Raw genomic sequence first — 18,438 nt, 5'->3', positions numbered from 1 at the left:
CGCGACGGCCCGTTTAGCCGCCGTTGAGCATACCGGGGGCTTTTGGCGACCGGTCTGGCGGTGCACCGGCTTTGACCCGTTTTTACCGGAACCGGTTTACCGCCTGTTTAGCGGCCCGGGCGGAAATGCCCGCAAGAAATCACATTTGCGGTGAGGCCATGCTCGATACAGTCGCATTCCGTCGCTTTCGCACGGCGGCAAGCCGGTTTGCCGGCGCCAATGACGGCAACATCGCGATCCTGTTCGGGATCGCGGTACTCCCGATCATGGCTTTCGTCGGCGCGGCGGTTGATTACACGCGCGCTGTCAGCGCGCGAACCTCGATGCAGGCCGCCCTCGATTCGACTGCGCTGATGCTGGCGAGGGACCTGACCGAGGGCACCATCTCGACCTCGGAAATCCCGACGAAGGCAGACGCGTATTTCAAGGCCCTCTATACCAACCCGGAAGCCAAATCGATCACGATCTCGGCAAGCTATACCCCAACCTCCGGCAAAGGCTCGACCATCCTGATCAACGGCTCCGGCGCCGTGGATACCACGATCATGCGGGTCGCCGGTTACCCGAACCTGGGCTTCACTACCAGTTCCACCTCGGCCTGGGGCAACGTGCGCATGCGCGTCGCCATGGCGCTCGACGTGACGGGTTCGATGAAAGACGACGGCAAGATGCCGGCGATGCAGGAGGCCGCCAAGAGCCTGGTCGATCAATTGAGCAAGCTCGCAAAGAATACCGGCGACATGTACATATCGATTATTCCCTTCGCCAAGGACGTCAACCTTGGCACCAGCTATGTCAACGAGAGCTGGATCGACTGGTCGTTGTGGGACACTCAGAATGCTACCAGGTATTGGGGCACGTGCAGCAAGTCGGATTATACGGACAGAGATACTTGCAAGGACAAAGGCAAGATCTGGACGCCGGACAGAAGCAAATGGACAGGCTGCGTCACTGACCGCGAGCAGAACGAAGACACCAAGAACACCCCGCCGACCTCGGCCAACGCGCCGACGATGGCCGTCGCCGAGGAATATGGCTCCTACTGCAAGACGGGCAGCACCTCCTATATGCCGCCGATCATGCCGATGAGTTACGACTGGACGGCGCTCAAGACGTTGATCGGCAACTTGAAGCCTACCGGCAATACCAACCAGGGCATCGGCATGGCATGGGCCTGGCTGACGCTCGGCGTAAGCGTGACGCCGTTCAATGCCCCGCCCAAGGATACGGCGAACTATGAGTACCAGGACGCCATCGTCCTGCTGTCGGACGGCCTGAACACGCAAAACCGCTGGTACAACAACGCGTCGCAGATTGATGCTCGCCAGAAGATCCTGTGCGCAAACGCCAAGAAGGCGCCGTACAACGTCGTGATCTACACCGTCCAGGTCGATACCGGCGGGGATGGGGAGTCTGCCGTGCTCAAGGAATGCGCCAGCGATGCGAACAAATTCTATCACATCACGGAGGCCGGCCAGACCGCGTCGGTCTTCAAATCGATCGGCCAGTCGCTGGCCAAGCTGCGCGTCGCGAAATAAGCGCCGCAATCGAGACGGAAAGAAAAAGCCCGGCCGTTACGGCCGGGCTTTTTTGTTTCGAAATATGAAGCCGCGAATTAGTGCGCCGCCGGGGTGAACTTCGCGACCAGGCCTTCGTACGGCTTGTAGGCCTGCTTGGCGAGGTCGGTGTAGAGGCCGGCAATCTTCTGCGACTCCGCGACGAAGGTTTCGTAGGAAGAACGCGCAAATTCGGTCTGGGCTTCGAGCGCCTTGTCCAGCGACTTCACGCCGGAGAGCTTTTCGACAAACGACTTGGTGTCTTCGAACGATTTCTTGGCGTAGTCGCCGTAGGCGGTGGCGATCGCCTGAACGCCGCTCTGCACGTTGGTTGCGGAAGCGGCAACCGATTCGAGATGCTCTTTGCCGTAGTTCTGAATGTCTTCAATTTTGACCATCATGGAGTCCTTTCCCAGACTGAGCGTTCCTATTGCCGGGAGGTCCCGGCTCCCTGACCACAACGTCCCTATATGTGCACCGCACAATAAAGTCAAGGAATCTTGTGCGACGCACAAATATGGTCAATTAACGGAAAACCCCGGGGTCTTACGCAACGGTTAATTAATCTTTTGGCAACTCGCTCCGCCTAACCTGATTACTGGACTTGTTCGCCTTCCGACAGACAGCCCGAAAGCTGTTTGTGAACAGCATCTTAGCTAGAAAAGCGACCTGATCGGCCACTCCAGCCTCGCGTCATGGCCGGACCGGCGCTTCGAACGGGGAACCATCAGCGGCTGGTGGGCACAATTTTGCCTCACGAGCCGGTGATCAAGACAGAAATTGGGACGGGGAAGTAAATGCTTCGTACAACCTTGGCTTCCTCGCGCGCATTGCGAATGTGCGCCCTCGGGCTCATTACCTTCACGACAGCAATACTGATCTCGAGCGAGAGCGCCGAGGCGCGCCGCTCCAAGCACCGCCGCCACCATCACGTCGCGCGCGAAAGCTACAGCCCGCAATTCTCCTCCATCATCGTCGACGGCAATTCAGGCGCGGTGCTCGCCTCCAACAATCCCGACGGTATCCGGCGCCCGGCGTCGCTGACCAAGATCATGACGCTCTATCTGCTGTTCGAGCGCCTGGAATCCGGCAAGATGAAGCTCGACACTGAAATGGAAGTCTCCGAGCACGCCTCCGAGCAGGCACCGACCAAGCTCGGCCTGCGCCCGGGCCAGACCCTGAAGGTCGAGGATGCCATCAAGGGCCTTGTGACGCGTTCCGCCAATGACGCCGCCGTCGTGGTCGCCGAAGCGATTGCCGGCGATGAAGCCGAATTCGCCAGGCTGATGACGCGCAAGGCGCGCGCGCTCGGCATGAGCAAAACCACCTATCGCAACGCCTCCGGCCTGCCCAACGACGAGCAACTGACCACCGCGCGCGATCAGGCGACCCTCGGCCGCGCCATCCAGGACCGCTTCCCGCGCTACTACCGCTACTTCGCGACCACGGTGTTCAATTATCGGGGACAGTCGATCCGCAATCACAATCGCCTGCTCGGCAATGTCGAAGGCGTCGATGGCATCAAGACCGGCTACACCCGCGCGTCCGGCTTCAACCTCGTAAGCTCGATGCGCCGCGGCAACCGCCACCTGATCGGCGTGGTGCTGGGCGGCCGCAGCGGCGGCTCGCGCGATGCCACCATGCGCAACCTGCTGGCCGAAAACCTCGAGAAGGGCGCGACCAAGCGTACCGTCGTTGCGATCACCGAGCGCAATCCCGCCGACGGCACCGTCGATGTCGCCGCAGCCGAGACCGTTGCGCGTCCGGCCGAAACGGCTCAGTCCGGCGGCGCCCTCGCCGCCGCCGAACCGGGGCTCGCCGCCATGCCGGCAACCCGTTCGATCGCGCCGGCCAAGCCGTCGCTGATGGCAGCGGCCGCCGCTGCCCTGCCCCCGCCGCCCGCCAAGGTCGAACAGAACAAGTTCGAGCAGCAAGCCCGGCCCGAACCTGCACCATTGACCAACGGGGTCATCCAGACCCAGCCGATATCAGCGATCCCCGGCTCGGCTGAGCCGATGAAGCCGGTCAGGGTCAAGACGGTTCAGGTCAAGGCTGGACCGATGAAGCTCGCTTCAGCCGGCCCCTCGCAGCCCGCGGCGCCGCCGATCACCAATACCATTCCGGCGCGCCCTGAAATCGCCGAGACCTCCAGCGCCGTCGTCGCAAAGGCCGCGGAGACCAAGGCCGAAGCCGCCAGGGTCGCGATGCCGCCGCAGCCGGCCAATCACGGTACCGGACAAGGCGTGCTCGGCGTCTTGCCCGCTTCCAGCCTGACACAGACCCCCGCGCACGGGCAGGCGCTGGCCTATGCCGATCCGGCGCCCCACGCCCAGCCGCCGGCCGTGCAGCAGAACAGTGCCGTCAAGCCGGCCGCGCCGGCGGTGGTCCGCACCGGCTGGATCATTCAGGTTGGCGCACTCGAAAGCGAAAGCGAGGCCAAGCAGCGGATCGATCTCGCCCGCGCCAAGGCCAGCGCCCTGCTCGGCAAGGCCGATCCGTTCACCGAGCCGGTGGTCGCCAAGGACAACCGCACGCTCTACCGGGCCCGCTTCGCCGGTCTCGAGCGCGATCAGGCCGAAGCAGTATGCAAGACCCTCAAGCGCGCCGACATTTCCTGCATCACCGTTCGCAACTGATCCGGACGTTTCGTTGACGTTCGCGAAGCCGGCGCCGCAAGCGCCGGCTTTGTTGTTTTCCAAACACAGTCGCGACGGCTCTCGCGAGATCACGCCCAAGGCGGTCCGCGAAAACTTCTCGTCAAGAATTTCCGGTTAGGTTTCCCTCCAATGAACGATCGACCACGCCGGACAACGGCGGGCGATGTGGGGCGTCAGTCAGAGAACGGCATGGAAGCAACTCGCGGTTTGTAGCGTCGGTGGCGTGAGCCGGAGTTAGCTAGAATGCGTGCGAAGAAGAGTATCCTTGGCCTCGTTTACGCGGGCAGCGAGATACGTCGAGCCCCCCTGGTCGGGATGGAGTTTCTTCATCAGGGCGCGGTGAGCCCGGCTGATGTCGTCACGCCCCGCTCCCGGCTGCAGGCCAAGGATCTGATAGGCTTCCTCGTTCGTCATTTTTCCGCTCGCCGCCGTGCGGCGCTGCCCCCCTGCCGCATCGCCTTGCGCGTTCTGACGCCAAGCGGGAAACCGGCGGTCAAGATAGCTTTCAAGTAAGGCGACGCTCTCGGCGTCGAAGGCCGGTATCATCGCGATCAATTGCGGCAGATCGAACTCGCCGAGCGAACGCCCGGCATTCGGCCCGTCCACGATCCGCCCCGACAGCTCGCCGCTGTCGTGATCGAGACTCATGTCGAGAAACTGCGAGCGGACGCGCGAGGCCTGCCCCGACGAACGCTGCGTGCCGCCGCCAAAGATCCCGCCGATATTGCTGAAGCCGCCCGGCCCGAATGGCGACCAGCCGAGCAGGCCGGCGCCGAAGATGCCGAGCGGAATTGCCACCGCAAGCTCGCCGCGCAGCCCGGTGAAGGCTGCGACCGCCAGCGCCACCACGCCGCCCACGATCTTGATCGCGCGCGCGAGCACGACCGGGTTGGCTGCACGAAACATCTGCAGCAGCAAGTACAGAACGACAACGGCGACGACGCCGGCAATCAGGGTTGCCATGGCTCTAATATAGCGGCACCGGCGCCGAAAAGCATGACGCTGGGCCCGGTCGCAACCAAAGTCGTAATCACTTCATCTGGCCGATCAGTGCGGCCGCGCCGCTTGCGGTCTTCGACAGCCGTAGCAGCGCTTCGCGCCCGCCGGCGGCGTAGGCCGCGGCGGCGCGCAGCAGCTCACGCAACTGCGCCGCGGCGCCGGGGTCGAACCTGCACCATGCGCCGCCGGTAAGCCGCGCAATCTCCCGGAACGCCTGCTCGGCGGTCGGGTCGTGGCCTTCCTGGAACATGAACACGGGCACCTTGAGCAGGCCGAGCTCGCCGGCCTTGGCGCAGAGGTCGTCGACGGACTCCTCCATGGCGTCGCCAACAAACACCATGGCGCGCACGCCGGACGCCACCGCCTCGCGGCGCGCTTCCGACAGCACCTTGCCGATCTGGGTATTGCCGCCCTGGCAGCCGATCTTGCTCATCAGCCGTGCCAGTTGCGCGGAATCGGAGATCCAGCCCGTGGCGCGGCATTCGTTGAAGCCGCGGTAATAGACCAGCCTGATATCGAGGCTGCCGAGCGAAGCCGCCTCGCGAAACATGTCGGCCTGCAGCGCGCAGGCCATATCCCAAGTTGGCTGCCGGCTCATGGTGGCGTCGAGCGCAAACACCAGCCTTCCCCTTGCGTCCGGGCGGTGTGGCGACATCGCGCGCGCTTTCGCCACGAAGGCTGCGATGTCCTCCGACGCCGACGGCTTGGTCTCCGGCAACGGGCCGCCTTTGCGCGCATCGGCTCTTGCCGAAGCAACATCGCCTGCCGATTTGGGTTTGGTAGGTTCGCCGGCCATGAGCGCTCGCGGATAAGCAGCGAGCTTTATGTGGGACGTTGCTTACAGCGGGTCAATGCGCCGGCCCGCGATGCAGCCGCAAATGCACGATGGCGGTCAGTCGTCTAGTTCGTAACCGGCTTGTTTTTCGGCGCGGGATTGCTGGCCAGCGGAACGGACAGCGGCACCGGTCCCGGGCTGCTGGTCAGAACGTCCGGCACCCTGGTCGGCACGGGCTTCAACACGCCGCTCTTGTCGGACTCGTCGAGGAACCTGTCGAGCATCGACTGGATCGAGGATTTGGCGGCGTCAGGCCCGGTGTCCCGCATATCGTTGTGCTGGAAGCCAGTGTTCACGACGGTGATGCCGGCCTGCTCGCATTGCTCGTCGTCAGGCACGACGCCGGGGTCCGCTTTGAAATGCGTGTCCTGGGAGCGGAACGACAGGATCTTGAACTTGCCGTCGGTCAGGAACGGCACGCGCAAATTGTCCAGTGTCACGACTTTCTTGATCTCGTCGGGATACTGCTTGGCGAAATACATCGAGATGTCGCCGCCCATCGAATGGCCGACCATGGTCACCTTGTCATAGTCGGCATTGGGCTGGATCTTCTTCATTTCGTGGACAGCGAAATGGATGTTGGCGACGCCGCGCTGAATCTGCGGCAGACGGCCGACATAGGGTTCACCGATCTTGGTCACCATCGGCGGATCGGTCGGTAGATCGTGCTGCGGGCTGATCGCAAGATAGCCGCGCCAGGCGAACACGGTCGACAGGAATGAATACTCGGTGTTCTTGACGGTGTTGCCGTGATTGAGGATCGCAACCGGCAGCTTGATCAAGCCGGCATTGGCCTGCATTTCCTTGTCGCGGCGAACGGCGATGCTGACCGCCACCAGACGATTGTCGCGGACGGGATCATGAAACGCGATTGTCTCGTGCCGGATCGCCCACTTGTTCGCGGTAAAAAACGCGACAGCGACCAGCACGGAGAGTGAAAGCAGAACGAGAATTCCACGTTTCATATTTGTCTTCGTCCTCGCGCCCGCTAAGGGGCTCAACCCTGTTCGAGACTCTTTCGGTCCCTTGTTGATGATATATGTCACGATGGCGTGACATAAAGGCCAAATGTTGTGTATTGACCGCCTGATCATTGTGCGACGCACCCATCCATTGGGCAGCCGCTCAGTTCCACAAATTCGACCTCTTTTTACTACGACGTCTCCTTTCAAGCTTCGGTTCGAACATCCGATAAAAGTCTAATGAAAACGGCGTAGTGCAAGACCGGTTCCCGGGAACCCGCTGCGTCACGACGCATCACGGTGCGTCAATACCAGCATACCGGCAACGGGATCCCCAGAGGGGATCTTAAACCGTCGTGAAGATGACAAGCTTCAAGGCCGGGTCGTCATTGGCCTGGAAGCTCGCATACTCCAGTTTGAGCCGGCCCTTTTTGGGATGAGTCAAGGATTTCCGTCCCGCCGCGACGCCGCTGACGTCATGGGCCTCCCACCAGCCAATAAATTCCGGACAGCCTTCACGCAGTCGCGCCAGCAGGTCGCGAAAGGCCGGATCGCCGGCCCACAGGTCATGCGTCGCCCTGAACTGGGCGACCATGCGCCGTGCCTCGTCCGCCCATGACGCACCGACCAGACGCCTCGTCGCCGGATTGGTCAGTACCGAGAGCAGGCTGTTGCGGTCGGCTTCCGCAAGCCGGCTGAACGCAAAGATTTCGTCGGCGGCTGCATTCCAGGCGAGGATGTCCCAGCGTCGGCCGGTGACATAGGCCGGCAGGTTGAGCTGCTCGACCGTGCGGCGGACGGCGGGCGGCACGGTCTCGCGGACAAAGGCGCGCCGGTCGGCATTTTGCGTCAGCTCTCTCAGATGCCGGTGTTCGGCCCTGGTCAGCCGCAGCGCGCGCGCCAGCGCATCGATCGTTGCTGCCGAAGGGCTGACGGACCGTCCCTGCTCGAGGCGGATGTACCAGTCGACGCCGATGCCGGCGAGGTCGGCCACTTCCTCCCGCCGCAGGCCGGGCGTGCGCCGCCGACGGCCGCCGGGCAGGCCGACCGCCTTCGGCGTCAGCTTCTGCCGCCGTGAGCGCAGGAAGTCGCCGAGTTCGCTTTGCCTTGAATTCGTGCCTGGTTCCGCCATGCGCGCCGCGCCCCGAGGAAGGGCTCTTCAGTCCTAGGATAATACCAGGTCTTGTTGGGGCAATGAAGCCTGCGAGAATGCGGCTTCATCGAAACGAGGAGGCCCCATGAAGGCTGCCGTTCTGAACGCGTTCGGATCGCCGCTTGCGATCGAGACCCTTCCCGACCCGCTGCTCGGCACCGGCGAGGTTATCGTGGACGTCATGGCGAGCCGCGTGCTGGCCTATGCCAACGAAGTGCTCGGCGGGCAGCGGAAGTACCTGATGGAACTGCCCATGGTGCCCGGCCCCGGCGCGATCGGCCGTGTCCGGGCCACCGGCCCCGACGCGACACGCCTTCGCCCTGGCGATTGGGTCTATTGCGATCCGACCGTGCGCTCGCGCGACAACGCACTGTCGCCTGACATCGCCCTGCAGGGCCTCACCGCCGGCAGCGAAGGCGGGCTGCACCTGCAACGCTATTTCCACAACGGCGCCTGGGCCGAGCAGATGCGCGTGCCGACCGAAAACGCCGTTCCGATCGGCGACATCGACGAGAAGGATGCAGGCCGCTGGTGTGCGCTCGGCACCCTGCTCGTCCCCTTCGGCGGCTTCCTTGCCGCACAACTGCAAGCCGGAGAGATCGCGCTGGTCAACGGCGCCACCGGCAGCTTCGGCAGCGCGGCCGTCGCCGTCGCATTGGGGATGGGCGCGCAATGCGTGGTCGCGACCGGGCGGAACGAGCAGGCGTTGTCTGAGCTAACGCGGCGGTTCGGTGCGCGCGTCCGGACCGTGCCGATGCGTGGCCACGAGGCCGACGATCGCGCCCGCATCCTGCAGGCGGCGCCCGGCCCGATCGACTGCGTGCTCGACATCCTCCCGCCGGCGGCCAACGCTGCGCAGGTGCGAACCGCCATCATGGCGGTGCGGCCTTACGGCCGGGTGGTGCTGATGGGCGGCGTCGGCATGCTCGGCGGCGCCGGCCTCGACCTACCCTACCCCTGGATGATGCGAAACTGCATCACCCTGCGGGGGCAATGGATGTACCCACCGCATGCGGCCGTGCTGATGACCGGCCTGATCCGCGCCGGCCTGGTCAATCTCGATCATTTTGAGATCGCCGCGTTCGGTCTGGACCGCGCCAACGAGGCGGTCGCGCATGCCGCCGCACACAGTGGTCCGTTCAAAATGACGGTCATCCAGCCGCGATAGGCTGGGCCGGCTGCCGATGGAGATCAGGCGCTGATGATGTCGCCGATGATGTCGTGGACTTCGAGCGGCTTGTCGACCTGGGTGAACCATTCGGCGCGGTTGGCGGCGCGGCGGCGGCCGCGCTCATCGAGCGGCAGCTTGAGCTGGCGCAACAGGCTGGTCACTTCCTCGCGCGCCGTGACATGGCCCATGCTGGGCCGGGTGCCGAGGGTGGCCTCGTCGATGTTGTCCAGCGCCGTCAGTCCGCGCGGGAAGAATTCGCGGTAGACCACCCGCTCGGCGAATCCATCGATGGAACGGAAGCCGAGCCGCAGCGAAAGGTCCTTCAGGCTGTCGGCGACGAGCTGCTTGTTGCGCGATCCGATCATCGACAGGCGGTTGCGCACCACGATCCAGTCGGTGGTGGCGCCGTCGAGCTGGCGGCGCTTGCGCCTGGTGTCGCGCACCATCTCCGCATAATGGCTCTCGCCGGTTACCGTGTAGGTTGCAGGATCGACGGTGCCGAGCACGTCGAAATCGAGGAAGCTGTCGTTGATCGGGGTCACCAGCGTGTCGGCCATCGAATGCGCCAGCCGCATCAGGTAGGAGTCCGAACCGGGCGTATCGATGACGATGAAGTCGAAAGCGCGTTCGACCGTGCCGACCGCCGCCGCGAACTGCTGGAACTCGGAGTTTTCATTGTCGGCGATCTGCATCGTCTCGCCGAGCTTGATGCAATAGTGCACGGGGATTTCGAGATCGAGACCGGTGCGGCGGGCCCACGCGCTCCGGTTGGCGATGTAGCGGGTAAAACTCTGCTGGCGGCAGTCGAGGTCGATGGTGGCGACGCGCTGCCCGGCCTTCATCAGCGCAACAGCGATATGCAGGGCGGTGGTGGATTTTCCGGAACCGCCCTTCTCGTTGCCGAGCACGACGACATGCGCCGAACCAAATTGACCCTGACTCGCCTGAAGCAACATGATTCAACCCCCGCTCGATATCTTCAAATCACAGCGCGGCTGCGGTCAAGTGAAATGCGTGACGACGCATTCAATTCGCTCGCGGTGTGTCTTAATCATGAATCCGATGGTGCGGATTTCGTTCCGTTGCAGCGATCTGCTCGCAGCCTTTTCAACCAGCGAGGCGCGCTCATCTAGCTTTCGCGTTGAGCTGCCGCAGGCTTGTTGAGCTGCCGCAGGCTTGCCATTCCCGAGTAAGCTTGGCGGCAAAGCTCTGGCCTTATAAGGTCGGCGCGCCCGCCGAAAGTATCGGGGCCACCGGCCCCTCACCCCGTCACGAGCTGCAAGAGATCGAGGCAAGATGTCGCGAAGTCCCATGGTCGTCCGTACCGTCCCCGCATTACGCCGCGCCGTCGAGGCCTTGCGCAGCCGCAAGGCCGCCGTCGCGCTGGTGCCGACCATGGGTGCGCTTCATGACGGACACATGTCGCTGGTCCGCCTCGCCAAGCGTCGCTCACAGAAAGTCGTCGTCTCGATCTTCGTTAACCCGACGCAGTTCGCGCCGACGGAGGACTTCGGTTCGTATCCGCGCACCTGGAAGGCCGACCTCGCCAAACTCACCGCCGAGAAGGTCGACCTGGTCTGGAATCCGGACGTCAAGGCGATGTACCCGGACGGCTTCGCGACAAGGATCGTGCCCGAAGGTCCGGCTACCGCCGGGCTCGAGGATCGTTTCCGGCCGCATTTCTTCGGCGGTGTCGCCACCGTGGTTGGCAAGCTGTTCACGCAGGTCCGGCCGGACGTCGCGATCTTCGGCGAGAAGGACTTTCAGCAACTGCGGGTGGTGACGCAGATGGCCGCCGATCTCGACCTCGGCGTCAAGGTGATCGGCTCGCGCACCGTGCGGGAACGCGACGGGCTGGCGATGTCCTCGCGCAACGTCTACCTCTCGGCCGAGGAACGGCAGACGGCACCGACGCTCCATCGCGCCATGAAGGAAAGCGCAAAACGGCTGAAGGCCGGCGAGGATTTCGAGGCCGCGATGGCGGCCGGCCGCGAACTGATCACCGCCGCCGGTTTTGCGCTGGACTATTTCGAGGCCCGTCATGCCGGGACGCTGGCGCCGATCGCATCGATCAAGGACGGACCGGTGCGGATCCTCGTCGCCGCGAAGCTCGGCACGACCCGCCTGATCGATAACATCGGCGTGTAGTACGTAGCCGCAGCCCCCGGTCAGAGCAGCCCCAGATCGCGCAATTCGCGCCGCATCGGTTCCGGCATCGCGGCGACGCTGGCCGCGGAGGATTTGGTGAGGTCCGGCGGTGCTGCGTCCTCGGTCAAATAGCGCCATCCCTGGAACGGGCGCATCGGCCGCGGCGAGACTGCAAACACCTTGGGCTGCATCACCAGGCGGCACCGCCCGATACCGTCCTTGTCGCGGAACGGTTCGATCGCGATGATTTTTTCGCGGGCGGCGATTTCACCCTTGATGACCCAGTAGAGCGAGCCGCCAGCGAGGATCTCGCCGTCGCGCTTCGGCGTCATCCGCGTGATGTGGACGTGACGAAGCGGCAGGCCCTTTTTCTTGGCGGCTGCCATGCGTTCGGCAACCCACCCTTTGAGTTCTTTGACCGACTCGCAGCCAACGGCGAGCTTGATGAGATGAAGCGGCATGATCCCGCCGATGTAGCGGCCCAGGCGCTCTTTGAAAAGATCACTCCTTGTGGAGATCACTGCTCGTTGTCGGCAGCCCCCGAAGCCGACGGCGCGAGTTGGACCGGCGCCGCAGTGGACGGCCGTTTCGGCGGCGGTGGCTGCTTCTTGGCGGCGGCCAGCGCTGGTGAGGGTGACGGTGATGGTGCCGGCGGCGGCGCCGCGGCCGGACGCGACGCAGCAGTGGCCGATGGCGACGGCTTCGCCGGCGGCTCGGGCGTCATGATGCTGACCGGCGGAGTAGAGGCCGAGGTCGGGAATTCGGCATTGGTCGGCTTCCCCGTCGGCTGGGACGGCGGTAGCGCCGCCATCATGCCGGCCGCAGTCTGCGGCGGCGCGTTCCACGACGCCGCGTGGCGCATGACCAGGCTTTCGTAGACACGGTCTTCCATGTTGGCCGCGACCTGGCGCGTGTCGGTCAGCGAGCGGAACGCACGGCAGGCCGCTGGCGTACAGCGGTCACGTACTGTCAGCACATAGGCCATCAACCCGTAGCGGTCGCGCTCGACGGCGCGGCGCAGCGCCAGCAAGTCGGAGCCGCCCCCCTTGTTAGCGGTGGCGACATCGCCCAGCGAGGTCAACAGGGTGATCTGCGAGGCGGCGTAGGCGACCGCCGCCGCCACCGACTCCGCCGAACCGAACAGCGCCTTCTCGCATGCGGCGAGGACGGCATCACCGGCAAGCTCGTCGATACAGGAAAGCTGCGGCAATGCGGCGGTGGCCGTTGGAACCGGCCGTGCCTCCGTCGGCTGAACCGCGTTTGCCGTACCGAAACCGCGGAAGGTCACGGCTCCCGCGACGCCGATCGCAAGCAGTGTGATGAGCGCCAGCACGCCGTTGGCCACGGATCTCTCCGAGCGCAGCAGCGTGATCAGAACCACAAGCCCGACAAAGCCGGCCGTGGCCAGCGTCAGGTACAAAGGAAGGTTCGGCGAGCGCCAGATCTGATCCAGCGAAGCAGCCCAAGCCCAGTTCATGCGCAGTGTCCCTCAACGCAGCATCAAACGCGATCGAAAGGCGAATGCGTCTTTATCGCATTCGCATTTCGGCAGAATGGTTCTGCGAACGGGGCCTTTTGACGGCGCTTTGAATGGAACTCCGTCAGCGGGCTGCTTGCGCACAACTGTTTCAGGAAATCGCGAGCTGGCTTTCCTTGGCGACCCGTTCGAAAGCTTCGGTCGAGCTTTTGATGCGATACTGACAGTCGTCGCCATCAGTCGGCAGCAGCCGGATCACCTCATAGGTGCCGCTGGCGGCCGGACGGGCCACGTTGCTGGCAGTAAAATAGACAGTCTCTCCAACGGAGTACTTATGCTTCAACGCCCTCTCCATTACGCAAGAACGCCGGCCGCGCTCACGGTCCCGCTAGCTTTCGGCCGACTTGAGAACCCCGCGACAACCTAGCACAGGCCATCGCCCAAAAGCCAGCGGCATCGAGGCATGGCAAATGCGCAAATTCTGCATGTTTTTCAGGGCGATAAACGCCAATCCAGGAGGTTCCCGGTCATCCGCCTACCCGGCATCGAAGCCGTCTTTCCCAAAATCGGACAGCCCGGCGGCAGATTGATCGAGGGCCGCGAGCCGCGGGCGGAGCCGCAGGGCCCCGCCGGCCCGCTCCGTCGTCAGACCGTCTCGAACCGATCGATGACAAGCGTTTCGGCAAGGCCGGCGCGGGTCCATTCCTGGAATGCCGGTAACGACATCATCGCATCGAAATAGTGCCTCGCCTCGCCCGTCACCTCGATCGCATAGGTGCGAAAGCGATGCACCACCGGCGCAAACATCGCGTCTGCCCCGCCGAACGCGCCGAACAGGAACGGTCCGTCCTTGCCGTAACGGCGATAACAATCGGACCAGATCTCCTGAATGCGCGCCACATTGGCGCGTGCATCGTCCGACAGATCGACGGCGCCGATCGGGCGGTGCAGGTTCATGCCGCATTCGTTGCGCAGCGGCATGAATCCCGAATGCATTTCCGCCGAAATCGAACGCGCATGCGCCCGGCGGGCGCGGTCTTCCGGCCACAGCTTCGCCTGCGGGTATTTCTCGGCGAGATACTCGATGATTGCGAGCGAATCCCACACCGTGACGTCGCCATCGATCAGCGTCGGCACCTTGCCCGAATCCGAAAAGCTCAGGATCCGGTCCTTGTCCGCCTTGTCGTTGGTGTAGAGCGGGATGAACACCTCCTCAAAGGGGATGTCATTGGCGCGCAGCGCCAGCCATGGCCGCATCGACCATGACGAATAGTTCTTGTTGCCGATGACCAGTTTCAACATTTGCGGGGGAAATCCTGTTGGTACCGGCATCTTGCCATAGTGCACGGCACACGTCCAACCTGTACATCACGATCGCGCAAGCCATCATCGGGGATGCCGCCATATGGGCGCCTATTGGGTCGATATCGCCGCCGTCGCCTTCTTCGTCGTCGAGTGGCTGGCCTATGGCTTCACGCTCGAACACACGGCTTACGGCCGCGACAGCCTGTCGGCGCGCATGAATGCCTACCGCGAGGTCTGGGTGCGCAACATGCTCGATCGCGAGGCACGCATGGTCGACATGCAGATCATGGCCTCGCTGCAGAACGGCACCGCCTTCTTCGCCTCCACCAGCCTGATCGCGATCGGCGGCGGGCTGGCGTTGCTGCGCGCCACCAACGACGCCTTGGCCGTGCTTCGCGAGCTGCCGGTCGATCTCACCCCCTCGCCCGCGCTGTGGGAGATCAAATGCGTGGGGCTGATCCTGATCTTCATCTACGCCTTCTTCAAATTTGCCTGGTCGTATCGCCTGTTCAACTATGTCGCGATCCTGCTCGGCGCGATGCCGCCCTCGTCGCAGCGCGACACGGCGGAAGCAGAAGCCCATGTCATGCGCACGACGCGCCTGTTCGAGGCGGCGGGGCGGCATTTCAACCGCGGCCAGCGCGCGTTCTTCTTCGCGCTCGGCTATCTCGGCTGGTTCGTCAGCCCATGGGTGTTGCTGATCACGACCGCGCTCGTCGTGATCGTGACCTGGCGGCGGCAGTTCGCCTCGAACGCCTGGCGGGCAATGGGGAACTGACGAGCCGGTGGCTTTATTGATGCCTCAATCCGCCTGTGTTATTTCTCGGTCACCATGATGATGATCCGCATCTTCAATATCGCTTCGGCCTTTTTCCTCAGCCGCTAACGGCTTGCCCGCGCCAGCGGGCGGAAACGAGCGCGTTTGTGCCGTTTTCGGCGCCAGCGCGATTCAAAGGACCAATGAGCCGACCCATTCTCGCTGCGCGCGATGATGCCGGCTGGCCAAGCGATATGAGGATTTCATGCCTTCCAATACAATTCGACACGTGCGCGCGCTCAGCGACGCACAACTGAATCAGTTTGTTCAAGACGGGTTTGTCCGACTGGACAACGCTTTCCCCGAGCAGCTTGCCGAGGAAGCCCGTGCTATTCTCTGGCGCGACACCGGATGCGATCCCTTCGACAAGAAAACCTGGACGCGGCCGGTGATCCGGCTCGGCTATTACGGACAGGAGCCGTTTCGGAAAGCGGTGAACACGCCGGTGCTCCACGCAGCCTTCGATCAGCTCGTCGGAAGCGGCCGCTGGCGGCCGCGCGCGGACCTCGGCACTTTTCCGGTGCGCTTCCCGCATGACGAGGATCCCGGCGATACCGGCTGGCACGTCGACCTCAGCTTCCCCGGCCCGTCGGACGATCCAAACGAGCGCAACGATTTCGCCTCGTGGCGAGTCAACGTGACGTCGCGTGGCCGCGCGCTGCTGATGCTCTTCCTGTTTTCCGATATTGGCGAACTGGATGCGCCGACCCGTATCCGGATGGGATCGCACCTCGATATGGCGCGACTGCTCGAACCTGCGGGCGAAGCCGGCATGTCGCACCTGATGCTCGCCGATGTGGCGGCCGATCGCCCGGAAGCGCTGGCCGTCGGAAAGGCCGGCACGGTCTATCTATGCCATCCCTTCCTCATCCACGCCGCGCAACCGCATCGCGGTTCGAGGCCACGCTTCATGGCGCAGCCGCCCCTGCATCCGTCCGAACCTGTCCGGCTTGAACGGAAAGACGGCGAATATTCGCCGGTTGAAATGGCTATCCGGCGCGCGCTGCAGGAACATCCGGACTGAAAAGCGAACTCGTGCCGCCCGGGTCGGGACTCCCGAACCGGGCGGCATTCGCGAAAATTGCTAGCCGCTCGTAAAATCCTGCGGCGTAAAGCTGAGGTCGAGCACCTTCCATTCGCCGTAGCGGTCTACCGGCAGCATGGCATAGGGCTGGCAGGCCGAAAGCGCGCGGATGGCGCCCTGCATCAGCAACGGTCCCTTCATGGAGGCGCTGGCCTCGATCAGGATCGGTTCCGCGGCGAGCCTGCCGTCCGGCGTCATCAGGACACGCAGCTTGACCTTGACGTCGTCGGTGCCCGACAGCGAGGCCGGCAGTTTCGAGCAGGTCTTGAGGTGCCGCCGGAATTCCGCGATCAGCGTGCTCGAGATGTCGGCGGCTTCGGTCGCCGGCCCATCGAACTTGTCGTCGTCCTTGTTGCGGGCTTGCGCCGGTGCCTGCGGCTGCAGCGAGAGGTCGGGCGGCAAGCCCAGCAGCACGTGGTACTTGATCGAGATATCCGGCTCGGGCGGCGTGTACGCTGGCGCCGCCGGTTGTGATGGCGGCTGTGCCACCGGCTGCGGCGGGGCTGGGCGCGGCGCAGCAAGCGCAGCCTGCTTCTGCGGTGGCGGCTGCAGCTGCCCTGATGGCGGAGGTGGACTGGCAGCGGCAGGCGTTTCCAGCAGCGAGAAATCAGGCTGCGGCGTTGGCGCTGGTTCCGGCCTGGTCTCAGCGGCTTGCTGTTCGGCCGGCTTTGGCTGTTCGGGAATTTCCTGCGGCGTAATGATCTCGACCGGGACCTGCTCGGCGGTCACCGTGCCGAACGGATGCACCTCCGAAAACAGCAGCAGCAGCGTCAGCAGCGACACATGCGCAATCGCCGACGCCGTGATGTCAGAAGGTATGATCCGCCGCAGCTCCATCGTACCGAAATGAGGTTCGTCTTTTTACGGTCGCCAGAATAACGTTCGGCGGTGCGGCTCCTCAATCCCATTTCGGCGCGAAGCCGAAATCGGTGAGCCGGCCGCCGGCGCTGCCCATGGCGGAAATCTCCTGCATGTCCTCGTCCGACAGCTCGAAATCGAAGATCTCAATGTTCTCCGAGAGCCGTTCGAGCTTCGAGGTGCGTGGAATCGCCGCCACGCCCTGCTGCACCAGCCAGCGCAGGCAGATTTGCGCCGCCGTCTTGCGATAGCGGTCGCCGATCCGCTGCATCGCGCGATCGCTTTTGATGCGCCCCCTGGCGACCGGGCTGTAGGCCACCAGCGCCATGTGGTGACGGGCGCAAGCCTCCCTCACCTTGGTCTGGTCGAGATAGGGATGGTACTCGACCTGGTCGCAGACCAGCGGTTCCGGGCATGCCGCCGCCGCCTCCTCGATCAAGGCCACGGTGAAATTGGACACACCGATGTGGCGGGCGAGGCCCTGCTGCCTGATCCTTGCCAGCGCGCCCAGCGTCTCCACCAACGGCACCTGCGGGTTCGGCCAGTGCAGCAGCAACAGGTCGACCTCGGTCAGGCGCAGCCGCACCAGGCTTTCCTTGGCGGAACGTTCCAGGTCATGGGGCGCGAAATGCGAGGGCCAGACCTTGGTGGTGAGAAAAACCTGATCGCGCTTCACGCCCGCAGCCCGCAGCCCTTCGCCGACCTCGCGTTCATTGTCATACATCTGAGCGGTGTCGATGTGGCGATAGCCGAGCCGCAATGCCTGCTCGACGATCCGCGCGCAGGTGCGTCCGCGCAACTCCCAGGTACCCAGCCCGATCGCCGGGATTTTTGCGCCATTGGCTTCGACAAACAGCATTGGTTGTATCCGCGGACCGTTCCCATTATGGGCTGCGGAAACAGCCGTGCCAACAGATAGCGCTTCGAGCGGAGCGAATTCCGGATAAGCGCGAAGAAACGCGCCAATGAGCGCTAGGCCGGCGACGGTTCCGTGGCCAGCGCGGCGAAAACGGTCTCCGGCGAATGGGCGATCACCGCGAGCAGCGCCCGCGCCGGCCCGCGCGGCACGCGCTTGCCCTGCTCCCAATTCCGGATGGTTTCGACGGGCACGCCGAGCCGTGCCGCGAATTCGATCTGGGTCAGGCAGGCGCGACGACGAAGGTCGCGCACGGCGGGCAGCGCGCCGGTTTCGCCCGGCGCTGCGTCAGGCATGACGGTCGCGGTTGAAGGCGGCTCCGGCGCGAGCCCGGGCATCGTCGGCACGAGCGGGAACTCCTGCCCGTCCCGCAGTTCGACGATCCGTCCGTCCGCTTTCAGCCGCAACCGCTGCATGTTGACCTCGTGGGCCAACATCATCGGCGAAGCGCCTTAAGGTCCGATTAACGATAAATGAGGCGCTCGTTTTGACGCGTTTTC

At 64.0% G+C, this 18,438-nt stretch carries 19 protein-coding genes; 6 read left to right on the top strand and 13 right to left on the bottom strand.

Going from position 1 to position 18,438, the window contains the following annotated elements; translation table 11 throughout:
- The first annotated feature begins 158 nt into the window (after positions 1-158).
- Positions 159-1,538: a vWA domain-containing protein gene (locus V1292_RS22710; protein ID WP_334374880.1), complete on the top strand. Its 1,380-nt coding sequence runs from the start codon at positions 159-161 to the stop codon at positions 1,536-1,538.
- Positions 1,539-1,615: 77 nt separating this feature from the next.
- Here V1292_RS22710 and V1292_RS22705 read toward each other — a convergent pair whose 3' ends face one another.
- Positions 1,616-1,954 carry a phasin family protein gene (locus tag V1292_RS22705; RefSeq protein ID WP_028345580.1) on the bottom strand — a complete coding sequence of 113 codons (339 nt, stop codon included), beginning with the start codon at positions 1,952-1,954 and terminating at the stop codon, positions 1,616-1,618.
- Positions 1,955-2,353: 399 nt separating this feature from the next.
- On the opposite strand from V1292_RS22705, the gene V1292_RS22700 reads away from it, so the two are divergent.
- Complete coding sequence (locus tag V1292_RS22700; RefSeq protein WP_334374879.1) at positions 2,354-4,192, top strand: serine hydrolase; 1,839 nt, start codon at positions 2,354-2,356, stop codon at positions 4,190-4,192.
- Positions 4,193-4,447: 255 nt separating this feature from the next.
- Here V1292_RS22700 and V1292_RS22695 read toward each other — a convergent pair whose 3' ends face one another.
- From V1292_RS22695 to V1292_RS22680, 4 genes are all read right to left on the bottom strand, one after another.
- Positions 4,448-5,176 (bottom strand): DnaJ domain-containing protein, encoded by a 729-nt coding sequence (locus V1292_RS22695; protein ID WP_334374878.1) that lies wholly within the window; start codon positions 5,174-5,176, stop codon positions 4,448-4,450.
- A 67-nt stretch (positions 5,177-5,243) separates the two neighbouring features.
- Positions 5,244-6,008 carry a VWA domain-containing protein gene (locus V1292_RS22690; RefSeq protein ID WP_334374877.1) on the bottom strand — a complete coding sequence of 255 codons (765 nt, stop codon included), beginning with the start codon at positions 6,006-6,008 and terminating at the stop codon, positions 5,244-5,246.
- Between the two features lie 104 nt (positions 6,009-6,112).
- On the bottom strand, positions 6,113-7,012 hold the full coding sequence (locus V1292_RS22685) for an alpha/beta fold hydrolase (protein WP_334374876.1): 900 nt from the start codon (positions 7,010-7,012) through the stop codon (positions 6,113-6,115).
- A gap of 343 nt (positions 7,013-7,355) precedes the next feature.
- Positions 7,356-8,141 (bottom strand): helix-turn-helix transcriptional regulator, encoded by a 786-nt coding sequence (locus V1292_RS22680; RefSeq protein ID WP_334374875.1) that lies wholly within the window; start codon positions 8,139-8,141, stop codon positions 7,356-7,358.
- A gap of 106 nt (positions 8,142-8,247) precedes the next feature.
- Between V1292_RS22680 and V1292_RS22675 the strand changes: the two genes are divergently transcribed.
- Positions 8,248-9,330 (top strand): zinc-binding alcohol dehydrogenase family protein, encoded by a 1,083-nt coding sequence (locus V1292_RS22675; protein ID WP_334374874.1) that lies wholly within the window; start codon positions 8,248-8,250, stop codon positions 9,328-9,330.
- Positions 9,331-9,353: 23 nt separating this feature from the next.
- Here V1292_RS22675 and V1292_RS22670 read toward each other — a convergent pair whose 3' ends face one another.
- A complete protein-coding gene (locus V1292_RS22670; protein ID WP_334374873.1) occupies positions 9,354-10,289 on the bottom strand; it encodes a division plane positioning ATPase MipZ in 936 nt (311 codons plus the stop codon).
- A gap of 340 nt (positions 10,290-10,629) precedes the next feature.
- On the opposite strand from V1292_RS22670, the gene panC reads away from it, so the two are divergent.
- Positions 10,630-11,481, top strand: coding sequence for a pantoate--beta-alanine ligase (panC, locus tag V1292_RS22665; RefSeq protein WP_334374872.1), 852 nt, complete (start codon positions 10,630-10,632; stop codon positions 11,479-11,481).
- A 20-nt stretch (positions 11,482-11,501) separates the two neighbouring features.
- Here panC and V1292_RS22660 read toward each other — a convergent pair whose 3' ends face one another.
- From V1292_RS22660 to V1292_RS22645, 4 genes are all read right to left on the bottom strand, one after another.
- Complete coding sequence (locus V1292_RS22660) at positions 11,502-11,942, bottom strand: DUF1489 family protein (RefSeq protein ID WP_334374871.1); 441 nt, start codon at positions 11,940-11,942, stop codon at positions 11,502-11,504.
- A 56-nt stretch (positions 11,943-11,998) separates the two neighbouring features.
- Positions 11,999-12,958: a hypothetical protein gene (locus tag V1292_RS22655; protein WP_334374870.1), complete on the bottom strand. Its 960-nt coding sequence runs from the start codon at positions 12,956-12,958 to the stop codon at positions 11,999-12,001.
- Positions 12,959-13,109: 151 nt separating this feature from the next.
- Positions 13,110-13,313 (bottom strand): hypothetical protein, encoded by a 204-nt coding sequence (locus tag V1292_RS22650; protein ID WP_108517906.1) that lies wholly within the window; start codon positions 13,311-13,313, stop codon positions 13,110-13,112.
- Positions 13,314-13,603: 290 nt separating this feature from the next.
- Positions 13,604-14,260 (bottom strand): glutathione S-transferase family protein, encoded by a 657-nt coding sequence (locus tag V1292_RS22645; protein WP_334374869.1) that lies wholly within the window; start codon positions 14,258-14,260, stop codon positions 13,604-13,606.
- Positions 14,261-14,363: 103 nt separating this feature from the next.
- On the opposite strand from V1292_RS22645, the gene V1292_RS22640 reads away from it, so the two are divergent.
- Complete coding sequence (locus V1292_RS22640; RefSeq protein ID WP_334374868.1) at positions 14,364-15,041, top strand: DUF599 domain-containing protein; 678 nt, start codon at positions 14,364-14,366, stop codon at positions 15,039-15,041.
- 244 nt (positions 15,042-15,285) lie between these two features.
- A complete protein-coding gene (locus V1292_RS22635) occupies positions 15,286-16,104 on the top strand; it encodes a phytanoyl-CoA dioxygenase family protein (RefSeq protein ID WP_334374867.1) in 819 nt (272 codons plus the stop codon).
- A 60-nt stretch (positions 16,105-16,164) separates the two neighbouring features.
- On the opposite strand, the gene V1292_RS22630 is transcribed toward V1292_RS22635, so the two are convergent.
- The 3 genes from V1292_RS22630 to V1292_RS22620 form a co-directional block, all read right to left on the bottom strand.
- Positions 16,165-17,001: a hypothetical protein gene (locus V1292_RS22630; RefSeq protein ID WP_334374866.1), complete on the bottom strand. Its 837-nt coding sequence runs from the start codon at positions 16,999-17,001 to the stop codon at positions 16,165-16,167.
- A 61-nt stretch (positions 17,002-17,062) separates the two neighbouring features.
- Positions 17,063-17,881, bottom strand: coding sequence for an aldo/keto reductase (locus tag V1292_RS22625; RefSeq protein WP_334374865.1), 819 nt, complete (start codon positions 17,879-17,881; stop codon positions 17,063-17,065).
- A gap of 113 nt (positions 17,882-17,994) precedes the next feature.
- Positions 17,995-18,354, bottom strand: coding sequence for a helix-turn-helix domain-containing protein (locus V1292_RS22620; RefSeq protein WP_334377134.1), 360 nt, complete (start codon positions 18,352-18,354; stop codon positions 17,995-17,997).
- Positions 18,355-18,438: the final 84 nt, after the last annotated feature.

It is taken from the genome of Bradyrhizobium sp. AZCC 1719 (genome assembly GCF_036924525.1).
Lineage (GTDB): Bacteria > Pseudomonadota > Alphaproteobacteria > Rhizobiales > Xanthobacteraceae > Bradyrhizobium.
The sequence above is the reverse complement of the archived record's forward strand: the minus strand, read 5'-3'. Positions and strand labels throughout refer to the sequence as shown.

What these genes read in the sequence shown, in the direction of transcription:
- V1292_RS22675 (WP_334374874.1), top strand. Translation starts at nt 8,248, where the DNA reads ATGAAGGCTGCCGTTCTGAACGCGTTCGGATCGCCGCTTGCGATCGAG.
- V1292_RS22635 (WP_334374867.1), top strand. Translation starts at nt 15,286, where the DNA reads ATGCCTTCCAATACAATTCGACACGTGCGCGCGCTCAGCGACGCACAA.
- V1292_RS22695 (WP_334374878.1), bottom strand. Translation starts at nt 5,176, where the DNA reads ATGGCAACCCTGATTGCCGGCGTCGTCGCCGTTGTCGTTCTGTACTTG.
- V1292_RS22655 (WP_334374870.1), bottom strand. Translation starts at nt 12,958, where the DNA reads ATGAACTGGGCTTGGGCTGCTTCGCTGGATCAGATCTGGCGCTCGCCG.
- V1292_RS22645 (WP_334374869.1), bottom strand. Translation starts at nt 14,260, where the DNA reads ATGTTGAAACTGGTCATCGGCAACAAGAACTATTCGTCATGGTCGATG.
- V1292_RS22620 (WP_334377134.1), bottom strand. Translation starts at nt 18,354, where the DNA reads ATGCAGCGGTTGCGGCTGAAAGCGGACGGACGGATCGTCGAACTGCGG.
- V1292_RS22670 (WP_334374873.1), bottom strand. Translation starts at nt 10,289, where the DNA reads ATGTTGCTTCAGGCGAGTCAGGGTCAATTTGGTTCGGCGCATGTCGTC.
- V1292_RS22700 (WP_334374879.1), top strand. Translation starts at nt 2,354, where the DNA reads ATGCTTCGTACAACCTTGGCTTCCTCGCGCGCATTGCGAATGTGCGCC.
- panC (WP_334374872.1), top strand. Translation starts at nt 10,630, where the DNA reads ATGTCGCGAAGTCCCATGGTCGTCCGTACCGTCCCCGCATTACGCCGC.
- V1292_RS22640 (WP_334374868.1), top strand. Translation starts at nt 14,364, where the DNA reads ATGGGCGCCTATTGGGTCGATATCGCCGCCGTCGCCTTCTTCGTCGTC.
- V1292_RS22710 (WP_334374880.1), top strand. Translation starts at nt 159, where the DNA reads ATGCTCGATACAGTCGCATTCCGTCGCTTTCGCACGGCGGCAAGCCGG.
- V1292_RS22625 (WP_334374865.1), bottom strand. Translation starts at nt 17,881, where the DNA reads ATGCTGTTTGTCGAAGCCAATGGCGCAAAAATCCCGGCGATCGGGCTG.
- V1292_RS22680 (WP_334374875.1), bottom strand. Translation starts at nt 8,141, where the DNA reads ATGGCGGAACCAGGCACGAATTCAAGGCAAAGCGAACTCGGCGACTTC.
- V1292_RS22690 (WP_334374877.1), bottom strand. Translation starts at nt 6,008, where the DNA reads ATGGCCGGCGAACCTACCAAACCCAAATCGGCAGGCGATGTTGCTTCG.
- V1292_RS22705 (WP_028345580.1), bottom strand. Translation starts at nt 1,954, where the DNA reads ATGGTCAAAATTGAAGACATTCAGAACTACGGCAAAGAGCATCTCGAA.
- V1292_RS22660 (WP_334374871.1), bottom strand. Translation starts at nt 11,942, where the DNA reads ATGCCGCTTCATCTCATCAAGCTCGCCGTTGGCTGCGAGTCGGTCAAA.
- V1292_RS22685 (WP_334374876.1), bottom strand. Translation starts at nt 7,012, where the DNA reads ATGAAACGTGGAATTCTCGTTCTGCTTTCACTCTCCGTGCTGGTCGCT.
- V1292_RS22650 (WP_108517906.1), bottom strand. Translation starts at nt 13,313, where the DNA reads ATGGAGAGGGCGTTGAAGCATAAGTACTCCGTTGGAGAGACTGTCTAT.
- V1292_RS22630 (WP_334374866.1), bottom strand. Translation starts at nt 17,001, where the DNA reads ATGGAGCTGCGGCGGATCATACCTTCTGACATCACGGCGTCGGCGATT.